This is a genomic window from Martinezella sp. CNPSo 3964, from assembly GCF_057784375.1.
Map to the genome: position 1 here is coordinate 19,095 of NZ_JBXSOW010000004.1, position 13,802 is coordinate 32,896.

Here is a 13,802-nt window from a genome sequence, read left to right on the forward strand (position 1 = left end):
TCATGTCCTCCAATGCCAAGCAAGCATTCGTCATGATCAGGGCAAACCTGCTCAGCCTGCCGCGACGCATCGCCATCTCCGCCTCCATGGTTCTTTCCGTGACGCTCGTCGTCTGCGTTCTCGCAGGTTTCCTGGCCATGGTAAGGGGGTTCGAGACGGCGTTGCAAAGTGCTGGGTCCAATTCGGTCGCGGTTGTCCTCGGTGGCGGCACCAATCAGGAAAACGGCTCCGACGTTCCGGCCTCTGTTATTCGCACCTTGAGCGCTATGACTGACGATATCGGTGTGACGCGAGACGCCAACGGCGTGCCGATTTTCTCACGCGAAATCGTCGTTGCCGTCGACGCCAAATCGAGCGGATCAGACGCGGGTCGGACCTTGGCGCTTCGCGGCATGGATCAGTCCGGTCCCTCGATCCGAGACCATATTGCCTTGTCGGCCGGCCGTCAGTTCACACCCGGATCGCGCGAGATTGTCGTCGGGGACCGCCTCGCGCAGCAGCTCGGAATATCGATCGGCAGCACCCTGCGGCTCGGCACGGTTGACTGGACGGTGGTCGGCCTATTCTCGGCGCGAGGCAGCGCCTTCGAGTCCGAGATCTGGGGCGATCTCGACGCTGTTCGATCGGCTTTCGACCGGCAGGGGCAGGTCCAGAGCCTGCGCTTGCGCCTTGCCAATCCTGCCTTGTTGCCACGGCTGCAAGCCAAGCTCGACATAATAAGGACGACGCCGCTGCGCGCCGTTGTGGAGGCCGATCTCTATGCGGCGCAATCGGCCCGCACGGCCAGCCTCATCCGGCTGTTCGGCTGGCCGCTTGCGCTGTTGATGGCCGTTGGCGCGACCGCCGGCGCACTCAACACGATGATGAACTCCGTGTCGGACCGTACCGTCGAGATCGCAACGGTGCGGGCACTCGGCTTCAGCAGAATGTCCGCGTTTCTCGGCACATGGGTAGAGGCGATCGTGCTTGCCGCACTTGGCGTGGCGTTCGGGCTGATGGCATCCTGGCTGGTCTTCAATGGCTGGCAGGCAAGCACGGTTGGTGCCAATGGCGCGCGCATGGCGTTCCAGCTTTCCGTAACTGGCGATGTCATGGCGACGGCGGGTCTGCTCGGACTTGCGATCGGCATTCTGGGTGGCGCATTACCGGCAACCGTCGCCAGCCGGCTTCCTTTGACCGCGGCACTTCGCTCGAGCGGATGACCTTTCACGCGCAACGGTGGTCGCGCCAACACCATCCACACCCCTAGCGGGGCTCTGGCCTGCCAGGCAGCCGGAGCCCTTATTCCCATCAGGAGCAAGTCATCTGTGGCACGTATCGGGGATATTGGGGTTTCAGCTTGCTGATGAGCCAGCTTGCCGCGCGGCGGTGAAACACCATTCGGCAGCGCCTTTTTCGCTCAGTGGCCGCGAATAGAGGTAGCCTTGCACCAGCGTACCTCCCAACCCTCGAAGGGCCGCAAGCTCTTCGGGTGTTTCAACGCCCTCAACCACGCATTCCAGCCCCATGTCTCGGCTGAGGGTGAGAAGAGATTTCACTATTTTGTAGCTGGCGGGCCTTTTGTGCAAATCTGTGACGAAGCTGCGGTCGATCTTGATCTTGGTCAAGGGAAGAGCATGCAGCCGCGTCAGGCTGGAATAACCGGTGCCGAAGTCGTCCAGTGAAATGCCACAACCGAGGCGCCGCAGCATTTCGACCGACGATTTGATCTGGTCGAAATCGTGCGTAAAGGCCGTTTCGGTAATTTCGAGATCAAGACGCTTCGCGTCAAAGCGGCTGCTCTCGATGATTCCAACCAACGACAGCGCCCCTTCGCTGGAATTGAGATCGAAGGCGGACAGGTTGAACGACAGGCGCAATGGTTCTTCCCACTCCGATGCGAAGGCCAGTGCCTTTTTAAGCAGAGGCCGCGTCAGCGAACCGACGATACCAGCCCGTTCGGCAATGGGGAAGAACTGTGCGGGCGAGACATGTCCAAGAACCGGGCTGTGCCAGCGGGCCAGGGCCTCGAAGCCAACCGTCTGGTCATTTTCCAAGTCCACAATCGGTTGGAACATGACCGAGAGTTCGTCTTCCAGATTGGCTTGCTTGAGCAGGTGCTCAATGCGCGCCTCTATATTGATCTGCTTTTCGTGCTCAGCGTCAAATAGGACTGCGCCCCCGCGACGATTTCTCTTGGCATAGTAGAGGGCATAATCAGCCCTGTCGAAAAGCTGCTCGAGAGTAGAAGCGAGGTTTGGAAAGACTGCTATTCCCATCGATGCGGATACATGCACCGTTCCTTCCGGCAGATGATAAGGCGCTCCGAGCCATTCGGAAATCGCATTCGCGTTTTTAACGAGCTGAGCATCTTCAGGCGCGAGCGGAGCGACAATTGCAAACTCATCGCCGCCCAATCGAAACGCCCGGCTGGCTTTCAAGCTGGTCGTTAGGCGCCTGCTGACGTCGATCAGCAGCCTATCCCCCACGGAGTGTCCGTAAAGGTCGTTGACCGGCTTAAAGCCATCGAGATCAATGACGCCCAGGGCCAGTCGCGTGTTTTCGGCCTTGGCCCTTTCGAATTCGGCTTCCAGATGCGTAAAAAACGCGCGGCGATTGGGTAGTTCCGTCAGGCTATCGATATTTGCAAGCAAGAGGTTCTCATTGCTAAGCGCTTCCGTGCGTTGCTGCGAGATAACCATGCGCTCGAAATTGCGGTAGTTCGTCAGGAGAATCGACATCATGCCCGCACAGACCAGTGCCACATTGATAGCGATCGCAATGAAAGTCGGTTGCCTTGAGGCCACGAAAAATAAAACGAATGCTCCATTGACGATCACAGTGACTATGAATGCCGCGGAGCGAACATACATCAGGCAGAAAATGCATGAGATGACGGTAATCGCCATATAGAAGGCGACATGAGATTGAGCATATGCATCGCCATAGGGCACCAGCAAGAATGACCAAATGGTGAATGCAGTGGCGATCCCGATAGCCAGGCGATTGGTGCGGACGAGCGCTGCATAAGCCACTTCGGGCTGGGGATCGACATTGCGTGTCCTCCACCAGAACGTGATCCTGAGCATGCAGCCGAGCGTGAAGAAAGTTGGGATACCGATGGTGAGCCAAGTCGGCGCTGATTGCATATGGGTAATGGAAAGCGCCCATGTACTCGAAATCAGGATCAAATACATCATCGGCATCTGCCGTGTGAAAGCGCGGTACTGAGCTTTCAGCAAGTCCGGATTATCGGACCGAATGGACATAAAACGCTGAAATTTCTGTTTGGCTTTTAGTATTTCCATAGCGCAGCTCATAGAGTAATGCGCCATTTATGGCATATATGTTGTTACATTATTTGAAATGCACACGGTTAATCAAAAAACAATTGCCTCAACCATCGGATGCATGCTTGTTAGCTTAATCGGAAGAAGGTGTTTTCTTGTAAAAGCTGTACATTCTATCATCTGCACCAAGTTTGATATGATAAACGTACACTTTAGTACTTGGGTCGATCTCTAGCGTTGCGGCAATTGGTTAGCCATGCGAGCACTGGCGGTAAGATTGCCTTGAAAAAATTGGCAGATCATCGTCACTAGACGAGCATTCGGAGCCGATCGTCGAAGTTCATCGAATCAATGGTGCGGCGAGGTGGAAAGCTTCAGCTTCTTCAACGCGGTCAGATGACCTTGCGGACCTCCTGTTCGAAACTGAGGACATGATGCAGGGCAATTCGTTCCGCAGTATCGGCATCTCCGCGGCAGACGGCTTCAAGCATAAGGATCTGCTCCTGCACGACCTTATCGAGTTCCGGGGAAAGTTCAGGAAACCGCCGCATCGCGACATGCAGGATTCTGAGCGAAAGGTTATGGTAGTGGTCGAGTGTGTCGAAGAGATACCGGTTCTTGGCGCAGCGATAAATGAAACGGTGAATACGCCGGTCGAGCGCGAGCAGCGCGTCCAGTTCCGATGGGAGAGAGAGCGCCTTTAGCGCCTCAATCAGCTCGCCGGCCTCGCGGCGTTCCGGTTCGCGCAAGCGTTCTGCCGCCAGTCGCGTTGCCCAGGATTCGATCCTGGCCCGGGCCTCATAGATTGCGGTGAGATCACTGATGTCGATCCTGCTGACAAAGGTGCCTCGTCGTGCATTGACGTCGACAAAACCATCGCGTTGCAGTCGCAGGAAGGCTTCCCGTACGGGCGTACGGCCGACGTCGAGCCGGCGCATCACGTCATTTTCCTTAAGGATGGTACCTGGCGCCAGCTGCACCGTGATGATGTCCTCGCGCAGCTGCAGATAGGTGCGTTCGGCCAACGTCAGCGACGCTTCCGGGTCGTCGAGCATCTCCTCCGACATCCAAGTGTCCATACACCTCGTCTCCATCCGTGCGCGTGATCCGATCCGCTTTGAGCTGAATCACTTGACAATGCACCTCAATAATATACTCTGTAATATATTACAAAAATATAAGGAGGGTGAACGTGATTAGCAACGATATTTTCCCGCATTCTCGGTTCAAACGCGGGATGGCAGCAATCCTGGGATTTGGCTTTGGCCTGATGTCATTATCCACGGTTGTAAATGCCGAAGACCTGGAAACGCTGAAGCCGGGTGTGCTGCAGGTCGCAATAGAGCCCTATATGCCTTACACGGCATTGAAGGATGAGAAGCTCGTCGGGCTCGATAGCGACATTCTCGACGCGGTCGCCAAGAAGCTAGGCCTCAAGATCGAGACGACGGTAACCGATTTCCCCGGCATGCTTGCCGCGGTACAGTCACAACGCGCCGATATCACGATCGGCGGCATCGCATGGTCCGATGCACGGCAGAAGGTGGGCTTGTTCACCGATCCGCCCTACTATTCGCCGCCGGCCATGGCCGTGCATGGCGATGCTTCCTATCCCGACGTCAAGAGCCTGGAGGGCAAGGCACTCGGCACGGTGACAGGATACGTCTGGGCCAAGTCGATTGCCGAAGTTCCGAAGGCCGATGCGCGCACCTATCCGACAGCCGATAGCGTCTTTTCGGATCTTTCATCGGGAAGGCTCGACATCGGTTTTCTCGATCCGCTGCTGATCATCTATCAGCAACAGCAACGGCCCGACATGAAGTTTCGGGTTGCCTATCTCAACGCGCCGACCGCAGAGCAGGTTGCCGCTCATCCCGACTACAAATATTTCCAGCCCTATATGACCGGCTTCTACCTGCCCAAGCAGGCGCCGAAGCTCGCACAGGCAATCTCCGACCAGATCGATGCGATGTATAAGGACGGCTCGCTTGCCGCGCTCGTGACGAAATGGGGCGGCGATCCCAAGCAGTTCCTGGTTCCGTCGCCGGAGATGGCGGCACAGCGGCGTGGCGTCGACCGACCGCAGACCTGGTCACCTCCATCCGTCGCCGATTGAGTGGAGGAACGGACATGAGCTTTTGGCAGCCTCTTGCTCAATTGTTTCAAGTTCCCTGGGGCGACTATGCAGGCAATCTCGGCGAGGGTCTTTTACGGACCCTTGCCTATACGGTGGCTAGCTTCGTTGGGGCGGCGATCCTCGGACTCGCGCTTGCCTTGATGCGCCTCAATCGGTTGCGCATCGTGCGCCTGCCGGCGACCATCTACACGGAAGTCTTCAAGAATGTGCCCCTGCTTGCGATCATCTTCGTCACCTACTTCGGCTTGCCCTCGGTCGGGATCAGATTCAGCGTCTTTGTCGCCGGTGTGCTCAGCCTGGTCTTGTTCTATGCAGCCTATCTGTCGGAAATCTTTCGCGCGGCGATAGCAGGCATTCACTCGGGTCAGAATGAGGCGGCGCATGCTTTGGGTCTTGGCCGTGCCACCACCTTTGGTCATGTGATCCTGCCGCAAGCACTCCGCCTTGCGCTGCCGGGTACCAATACGATGTTTGTCGATCTGTTGAAGTCGACCTCATTGCTGGTGACGATCTCGGCGGCGGAGCTGATGACGAGAGCGCAATTGATCGCTTCGGAGACATTCCGGTCGCTCGAAGTCTATCTGGTGATTGCGGTGATCTATTTTGCCGTCTGCTATCCCGTCTCGCAATGCCTTCTCTGGCTCGAACGTACGATCCATGACGGCATACCCTTGTCGTTTGGTCGCCGCCGGCGGTTGAGGCTGGCAAGAACGTTGATTCAGGCAGGGAGCTAGACGAATGGCTCAGGTAACAGTTGAAGCAAAGCGCCCAGTGACTGCGCCAGACAACGCCGCCGCGATCAAGATCAGGGGGCTTCGAAAATCCTTCGACGGAAGATTGGTTCTCGATGGCATAGACCTCGACGTTCCACGCGGTCGGATTGTCAGCATCATCGGGCAAAGCGGCGGCGGCAAGACAACGCTCATGCGCTGCGTGAATTTGCTTGAACAGCCCGAAGACGGCGCCATCGACATAAACGGCGAGGCGATCTTTTCGAAGGGAGCGGTGACCTGCAAAGATCTTGCAAAGCTGCGCCAGCGGGTCGGCATGGTGTTCCAGCGCTTCAATCTGTTTCCGCATCTGACCGCGGTGGAAAATGTCGTGCTGGCACAGATGCATGCTGCAGCCGTCGGGGAGCACGAGGCGGTGGAGCGCGCCGTGCGATTGCTGACCCGGGTTGGCCTTGTGCACCGGGCGCTTGCTTATCCGGAACAAATGTCGGGCGGCGAGCAGCAGCGCGTCGCGATCGCGCGGGCTCTGGCTTTGTCGCCAACCGTGCTCCTGTTTGACGAGCCGACCTCCGCGCTCGATCCGGAATCGACCGGTGAAGTGCTGCGTGTGATGCGCGAGCTTGCAGGGGATGGGATGACGATGATCATCGTCACGCATGAACTTCCATTTGCCCGGGAGGTATCGGATTGGGTCGTCTTCATCGACGGCGGCCGGATTATCGAGCAGGGTCCGGCTGCAGATGTGCTTGATAATCCCAGGGAACCTCGAACGGTCGCTTATGTCGCAAGATACGCTAAACCAGGCTGAGCACGAAGTTTCCAGCCGTGCCGTCCTGGTATCGCGACCGTGCCAGTGACTGCATTTCCCTGAAAAATATGGAAGAAATGAAACGGATTTCGACAGATATCGCCGTCGTGGGCGGCGGCGTCATCGGCCTGGCGATCGCCCTTCGACTTCGCGCCGATGGGCGCGAGGTCATCGTCATTGAACCAAACGAGCCGGGATCAGGCGCCTCCTACGGCAATGCGGGAACCGTGGCGGACTATGCGATCATACCAGTGGGAACCCCATCGGTGCTTCGAAATTTCCTGTCGCTTATCCTCAGTCCCGATAGCCCTTTGGCGGTCCGGACATCGGCGTTGCCGACCCTCTTCCCCTGGCTGGCGCGGTTTGCCTACGAATCTCTCCCACATCGCTATCGTGGAAATGCCGGCCGGATTGCCGAGCTTGTTTCGGACGCCTCGTCCGCCTGGACGGAGCTCGCCGCAGAGATAAACGCTTCGAATTTTCTATCCGCAAAGGGTTGCCTCTACCTTTATGAGACGCGAAAGGCATTCAAGGCGGCTGGTGCCGATATAGAGCTGCGTCGCAACCATGGCGTTTCGCAAGAGCTTCTCTCGGCCGGCGAAGTAGCCCGGCTGGAGCCTCGCCTCACTGGATTTGAAGGCGGGGTTTTCTTCCCGAATGCGATCAGTCTCAGTGATCCGGGCCAGGTGATGCACCTCCTCACCGCAGCCGTGAAGCGGGCAGGCGTGGAATTCGTCCAGGCATCGGTTAGCAGCATCGTGCGCGAGCGAAGCGGCCTTTGCATCGCAGCTTCGGGTTACGAGCTGCGCGCACGCACGGTCGTCATTGCTGCCGGTGCCCATTCGCGCAAGCTGGCTGCAGCGCTCGGTGATGCCGTGCAGCTTGATACCGAGCGTGGCTACCACGTTGAATATGACATGGCGGACCTGCCGGTCGAGCGGCCGGTCTGCCCCACCGCCCACGGCTTTTACTTCTGCCCGATGCAGGGGCGGCTGCGTGTTGCCGGCCTGGTGGAACTTGGCGGACTGACCGCTCCGGGGAATCCGCGGCTTACGCAAGCCCTTGTGAGGAATGCGCGCAGATTCTTCCCCGAACTCGGGGCGCCAAGTCGTTCCTGGCTTGGGTTCCGGCCCTCAATGCCCAATTCCGTGCCGGTCATCAGGCCATCAAAAGGCGGCAGGGACGTCATCCTTGCCTTCGGGCATGGGCACATCGGATTGACCCTGGCGCCCCGCACGGCTCAGCTGGTCAGCGCAATGCTGGCCAGCTAACGCAGGAGAGGGAAGGTCATTTTCGGCGATTGCCGCGACCTCGATCAAGCCGCCGGCAATTGCTCCTCCGAGCCAACCGAGGTCTGCGACGTGCCAGTCCTTCTCGATCTGTTCTGTATTTCCTCTTAGCCTGGTTTGTAACCGTGTCGGGAGAAGAAGCGATCCAGCTCTCGTTGCTGCGGAATCTGGCCGGTATAAATCGCGATATATTCCGGAATGCGCTTCATTCGAAGAGCGATATCCTCCTGCGATTGCATCGAGATGTAGCCGATCTGGACAAGGTAGGTCGTCCGCGCGCGAACATCGGCGGCAGCCGGGTCCAAACCGAACCTCATGAACATCCGTGAGAGCGCCTCTACCCGCGCCTGGTCTGCTTCACGAACTTCCTTGAGGATATCAGGGGATTGCAAGGCCCAACTGCGCACTGCGAATTCAAACTGGGAATCGAACAGGTCCTTGTTCAGCCAGCAGTCGAAGACATTGAGCATCGCCTCGACAAGAGATTCCGCATAGGCCTCGGACTGCTTGACCAGATTCCCGGTATTCTTGTCCCGCCATTTCCCCACCAGCGCCTCAAGGAGTTCTTCGCGGTCCTTGAAGAACCAATAGAAGCTCGTGCGTGACAGCTTCAGCTTCTTCGCCAATGGCAGGATTTTCACGGAATCGATACCGGAATCGATCAGCAGCGAATAGGCGGCCTCCAGCCACCCCTCCTGCGATCCTCGCCAGCCGCTATCGTTCAAACTCTGATCCATGGTCGTTTCCTAACAAATCGGTAGAACCCGCACAACGAAAATGTACAGAAGTGTCCGGAAAGATAATATCTATGTTTTCCGATGTTGACGCATGTGTACATTACTGTTTAGCGTCCTGCTGCATTCCTAATCTGGAGCCCGGCACATGTCGAACGATCCTCTTCTCCAACCCTATCAACTCAAGCATCTGACGCTGCGCAACCGCATCATCGTCACGTCTCACGAACCGGCATATCCCGAAGACGGCATGCCGAAGGAACGCTATCGCGCATACACGCTGGAGAGAGCGAGGGGTGGCGTGGCCCTAACCATGACGGCGGGTTCAGCCGCCGTATCCAGGGATAGTCCGCCAGTGTTCAACAACCTTCTCGCCTACAAGGACGAGATCGTTCCGTGGATCAGGGAGATGACCGATGCGGTTCACGAGGAGGGGGCGGCAATCATGATCCAGTTGACGCACCTTGGCCGGCGTACGCGCTGGGACAAGGGAGACTGGTTGCCCGTTGTGTCGCCATCCCACCACCGCGAACCGGCTCATCGCGCGTTTCCAAAGAAGCTCGAAGACTGGGACATCGAACGCATCATCAAGGATTTCGCCGACGCTGCCGAGCGCATGAAGGCCGGCGGCATGGATGGCGTGGAACTGGAGGCTTATGGCCACCTCATCGACCAGTTTGCCTCGCCGCTGACCAACGAACTCGACGGCCCCTATGGCGGCCCGCTCGAGAACCGCATGCGCTTCTGTCTTGACGTGTTCAAGGCGATGCGAAAACGGGTCGGCGACGACTTCATCCTCGGGGTGCGCTACACCGCCGACGAGCGCCTTCCTGGCGGGACGGACAAGGCTGATGGCATAGCGATTTCGAGGATGCTCAAGGAGAGCGGCCTCATCGACTATCTGAACGTCATCCGTGGCCACATCGATACGGATCCTGGCCTGACCGATGTCATCCCGATCCAGGGGATGGCCAGTGCGCCTCATCTCGATTTCGCGGGCGAAATCCGCGCTGCGACGAGCTTTCCGACCTTCCATGCCGCCAAGATCCAGGACGTTGCCACTGCACGTCATGCCATTGCGGCGGGCAAGGTCGATATGATCGGCATGACACGCGCTCACATGACGGACCCGCATATCGTCCGCAAGATCATCGAGAAGCGCGAAGAGGACATCCGTCCCTGCGTGGGCGCCAACTACTGTCTGGACCGCATCTATCAGGGCGGCATGGCGTTCTGCATTCACAATGCGGCGACCGGGCGCGAGCAGACGATGCCTCACATCATCGAGAGAGCGGAGATCTGCAAGAAGGTGGTCGTGGTCGGCGCAGGGCCGGCGGGCCTTGAAGCCGCACGGGTGGCAGCCGAGCGCGGACACTACGTCATCGTGTTCGAAGCGGCGAACGACCCAGGCGGCCAAATCCGTCTCACGGCGCAGAGCGAACGTCGCCGCGAAATGATCAGCATCATCGATTGGCGCATGAGTCAGTGCGAGAAGCTTGGCGTCACCTTTCACTTCAACACATGGGCTGAGGCCGAAACCGTAACGGCTGAAAATCCCGACGTTGTCATTATCGCGACGGGTGGCCTGCCGCATACCGATGTGCTTTCGAAGGGGAACGAACTGGTAGTCTCCTCGTGGGACATTATCTCGGGCGACGTGAAACCGGGATCGAACGTGCTCATATTCGACGATGCCGGCGACCACGCAGGTCTGCAGGCGGCAGAATTCCTGGCGAAGGCCGGAGCGAAGGTCGAGATCATGACGCCGGATCGCTCCTTTGCTCCCGAAGTCATGGCGATGAATCTCGTTCCCTACATGCGTTCACTGCAGACGCTTGATGTTACCTTCACAGTGACGTTCCGGCTGGAATCGGCCGAAAGGAACGGCAACCAGATCGTCGCCAATGTCGGCAGTGACTACGGCGGCGTTTCCAAACAACGTGTCGTCGATCAGATCGTGGTCAATCAGGGTACGATCCCGCTCGACGAGCTGTACTTCGAACTTAAGCCGCTCTCGAGCAATCTGGGCGAGACCTCCTACGATCAGCTCCTGGACGGGAAGCCGCAATCCGTCATCCGCAATCCGGAAGGCAGGTTCCAGCTCTTCCGGATCGGCGATGCGGTGGCCGCGCGCAATACGCATGCCGCGATCTACGATGGCCTGAGGATCGCAAAGGACATCTAACGCATGTCGCGCAGCGGCTTTGCGACAACGACCCGGGGAAAATCAAAGACCTAAAGCGCGAAAAGCGAATCTGGAAGATCGCCCCGCGCTTTAGCGTGAAGTTTCTTCGCCTTGGTGCCGATCTGCCCTCCGAGCGCTGCCGGTTGGTCACTTCTGGTTTTTTTGAGAATATCGCGATGCCGATGTGACGGCCTGGCGCGATGTCGGCGCCTGCGCGCTTATCGAGGATGGTTTCCGGAATTCAAGAACGCTTGCGAGGCTGCAAGTATCGAGCTTAAATTGAGGACGGAGGAGGGTTGCGGCCACTCCTGCTTCTTCATTCGACGTTCATGGACGATCATCGCCGCTGCCATGCTGAAAGGCTGGCGAAACGAGCGACTGCAGCTCGGCCGGAGCATTCCGCCCGGCCCAGGAGGGAGGAGAACATCTATGAGTAGCATCAATATCCATCCGGTTGTGGATTCCGGATATCGGGCGACCGACGCCAGCTTTGCCGGCGGGACGCTCGTTTGCAATTGCACAAGCAATACGGTGAAGGTGAAGGTCAGCGGCGATATCGCGCACAATCACGCCTGCGGTTGCACCAAGTGCTGGAAGCCTGCCGGCGCGAACTTCTCGGTCGTGGCTGTTGCTCCGACCGATAAGGTCGAGGTGCTGGAAAACGGCAACAAGCTCGCGGTGGTCGATCCGGCCGCCCTGATCCAGCGTCACGCCTGCAAGGAATGCGGAGTCCACATGTACGGGCCGGTCGAACGCGAGCATCCTTTCCAGGGACTGTCGTTCATCCACCCTGAGCGCTTCGAAGCCAAGGGCTGGGCGCAGCCGGGCTTTGCGGCCTTCGTCTCCTCGATCATCGAAAGCGGGTTCTATCCTTCGAAGATGGACGAGGTCCGGTCGAAGCTGAAGTCTTCCGGCCTCGAGCCCTATGATTGCCTGTCGCCCGGCCTGATGGACTACATCGCCACCTGGACCGCCAGGAAGAGCGGCGCTCTGCCTGCCTAAGGGGGTGAAGGCGGCGCCATTTCGGTGGAAACCGTTCTGGCGCCGCCCTAGACCTCAGCTATCGCATACAGCGAGAAATGGGGTGAGGCAGGTGCACATAGACGGAAGATGTCATTGTGGATTTGTTTCGTACAAGGCGGAAATCGATCCCGAACGGGTATCGATCTGTCACTGCAAAGATTGCCAGCGGCTGACGGGGATGGCCTATAGGGTCACCGTGGATGTGCCTCGTAGGGCATTCGAGATCCATGAGTGGGGAGCCGCAGCTTTATGTGAAGGTCGGCGACAATGGCCGCCATTATCTGACTTTCCCGCACGACCATACGATTAGCCCGGTATCGGAGGCGACCGATCCCTTTTGCGGTCAGATCTCCTCCCAGGGGAATGTATCAAGACGCTCGATTCCGATAGCGGTGACAAGCGCCTGGGTTTCGAGCTTGATGCTTTCGGAGCCGTCTTCGGCAATGAGACTTTCGATATTAAGCACCATGTTTTCTTCGATGACGCCGCTGAAATTTTCATCAAAGTCCGGATGCAGCAGAATTCCAGGCCATTCATCGGCCATGCCGGTGCCGTGCGCGGCCAGGGTGTAACGATGGGGAATGTATTTTTCGGGAATTCGCCAGCTCTTCTCGTTGAACTCGCGAAACGTCATGCCAGGTCGAATGATCGAAAGATTATGCTCGATCTGCTCTCTTGCCGCCGCGTAAAGCCCCCTTTGCTTCCCGTTCATTGCCACGTGCCCGCAGGTCCATGACCGCGAAAGGTCGGCACAGTAGCCATAAGGCCCGATCATATCGGTGTCGAAGGAGATCATCTCGCCACGTTTGATGATGTAGTCGGAGCACTCCCGATACCAGGGATTGGTGCGCGGGCCTGCGGTCAGAAGCTTGGTCTCCAGCCATTCGCCGCCGCTGCGCGCATTTTCGAAATGGAGCTCGGCCCAGATTTCCCGTTCGGTGCGGCCCGGCTCGGAGACTGCGTACATCCGGGCCATCCCAGCCTCGCAGACGCGAATCGTCCAGCGCATGAGCTCGATTTCTTCCGCACTCTTGATCGAGCGCGCGCGCTCTGCAAGCTCCTGGCCGTCAAGCAACGTGAAACCGCGGCTTTGCAGTTCATGGGCAGGCCCCGGTTCAAGTCTGTCGACGGCGATCCTGCCGTTGCGGCAGTGGAGCTTGACCACGTCTGCAATCTCGTCCGCCCATGCTTTCATCCGCTCCTCGACCAGATTGCCCGCAGTGAAGAAGAGGAAGGGCTTCGATGTTCGGACCTCGTCGATGCCGGGCAGGCCATTGTTGACATGCTCCGATCCTTCGAATTCGAACATGATCCCCGGCCCGTCGGTAAGGATGAGCGCATATCGGGACGGATTGTGCATTGTCCAGATGCTCATATTCGAGCAGTCGAAGGCGTAGCGGATGTTGACCGGATCGTAGAGCAGGAGCGCCGGACAGTCCCATTCCTTCATCTTCGCCCGCAAACGCCCGAGACGGTAGCGTCTTGCACTGTCCAGGGTCGATGATGGGATCGGGCTGATCAGAGGACGATCGGCACCATCAGGGTTGAGATAGGCTTGCTTGCGGTCGTCCTTGAAGACGGGTGCTGCGGATGAAGGCGACGAATTCTCTTCTCCACCCAGCATTT

The 13,802-nt window shown here is 58.2% G+C and carries 12 protein-coding genes; 8 read left to right on the top strand and 4 right to left on the bottom strand.

Features of this window, described 5'->3' with window-relative positions; translation table 11 throughout:
• Positions 1-2: 2 nt before the first annotated feature.
• Positions 3-1,202 carry an ABC transporter permease gene (locus AC13Q5_RS14030; RefSeq protein ID WP_488502038.1) on the top strand — a complete coding sequence of 400 codons (1,200 nt, stop codon included), beginning with the start codon at positions 3-5 and terminating at the stop codon, positions 1,200-1,202.
• A gap of 132 nt (positions 1,203-1,334) precedes the next feature.
• On the opposite strand, the gene AC13Q5_RS14035 is transcribed toward AC13Q5_RS14030, so the two are convergent.
• Together AC13Q5_RS14035 and AC13Q5_RS14040 are read right to left on the bottom strand one after the other, a co-directional pair.
• Entirely contained in the window at positions 1,335-3,287 is a 1,953-nt protein-coding gene (locus AC13Q5_RS14035) for a putative bifunctional diguanylate cyclase/phosphodiesterase (protein ID WP_457879075.1), read from the bottom strand.
• A gap of 374 nt (positions 3,288-3,661) precedes the next feature.
• Complete coding sequence (locus AC13Q5_RS14040; protein WP_075854384.1) at positions 3,662-4,348, bottom strand: GntR family transcriptional regulator; 687 nt, start codon at positions 4,346-4,348, stop codon at positions 3,662-3,664.
• 158 nt (positions 4,349-4,506) lie between these two features.
• Between AC13Q5_RS14040 and AC13Q5_RS14045 the strand changes: the two genes are divergently transcribed.
• The 4 genes from AC13Q5_RS14045 to AC13Q5_RS14060 all read left to right on the top strand — a co-directional run bounded on the left by AC13Q5_RS14045 (position 4,507) and on the right by AC13Q5_RS14060 (position 8,216).
• Positions 4,507-5,385, top strand: coding sequence for a substrate-binding periplasmic protein (locus tag AC13Q5_RS14045; protein WP_488502432.1), 879 nt, complete (start codon positions 4,507-4,509; stop codon positions 5,383-5,385).
• A 14-nt stretch (positions 5,386-5,399) separates the two neighbouring features.
• The gene (locus AC13Q5_RS14050; RefSeq protein ID WP_488502039.1) at positions 5,400-6,140 is read left to right on the top strand and encodes an amino acid ABC transporter permease; all 741 of its coding nucleotides are present in this window, start codon (positions 5,400-5,402) and stop codon (positions 6,138-6,140) included.
• A 4-nt stretch (positions 6,141-6,144) separates the two neighbouring features.
• Positions 6,145-6,945 (top strand): amino acid ABC transporter ATP-binding protein, encoded by an 801-nt coding sequence (locus tag AC13Q5_RS14055; RefSeq protein ID WP_488502040.1) that lies wholly within the window; start codon positions 6,145-6,147, stop codon positions 6,943-6,945.
• 77 nt (positions 6,946-7,022) lie between these two features.
• Positions 7,023-8,216 carry an NAD(P)/FAD-dependent oxidoreductase gene (locus AC13Q5_RS14060; protein ID WP_457880389.1) on the top strand — a complete coding sequence of 398 codons (1,194 nt, stop codon included), beginning with the start codon at positions 7,023-7,025 and terminating at the stop codon, positions 8,214-8,216.
• A gap of 125 nt (positions 8,217-8,341) precedes the next feature.
• Here the strand turns inward: AC13Q5_RS14060 and AC13Q5_RS14065 are convergent, their stop codons facing one another.
• Positions 8,342-8,971, bottom strand: a complete 630-nt coding sequence (locus tag AC13Q5_RS14065) for a TetR/AcrR family transcriptional regulator (protein ID WP_457880388.1) — start codon at positions 8,969-8,971, stop codon at positions 8,342-8,344.
• Between the two features lie 145 nt (positions 8,972-9,116).
• Between AC13Q5_RS14065 and AC13Q5_RS14070 the strand changes: the two genes are divergently transcribed.
• From AC13Q5_RS14070 to AC13Q5_RS14080, 3 genes are all read left to right on the top strand, one after another.
• Positions 9,117-11,153, top strand: a complete 2,037-nt coding sequence (locus AC13Q5_RS14070) for an oxidoreductase (RefSeq protein WP_488502041.1) — start codon at positions 9,117-9,119, stop codon at positions 11,151-11,153.
• 429 nt (positions 11,154-11,582) lie between these two features.
• Positions 11,583-12,155, top strand: a complete 573-nt coding sequence (gfa, locus tag AC13Q5_RS14075) for an S-(hydroxymethyl)glutathione synthase (protein ID WP_488502042.1) — start codon at positions 11,583-11,585, stop codon at positions 12,153-12,155.
• A 91-nt stretch (positions 12,156-12,246) separates the two neighbouring features.
• Entirely contained in the window at positions 12,247-12,486 is a 240-nt protein-coding gene (locus AC13Q5_RS14080; protein WP_488502043.1) for a GFA family protein, read from the top strand.
• 33 nt (positions 12,487-12,519) lie between these two features.
• Here the strand turns inward: AC13Q5_RS14080 and AC13Q5_RS14085 are convergent, their stop codons facing one another.
• The gene (locus AC13Q5_RS14085) at positions 12,520-13,800 is read right to left on the bottom strand and encodes a M24 family metallopeptidase (RefSeq protein WP_488502044.1); all 1,281 of its coding nucleotides are present in this window, start codon (positions 13,798-13,800) and stop codon (positions 12,520-12,522) included.
• Positions 13,801-13,802 lie beyond the last annotated feature (2 nt).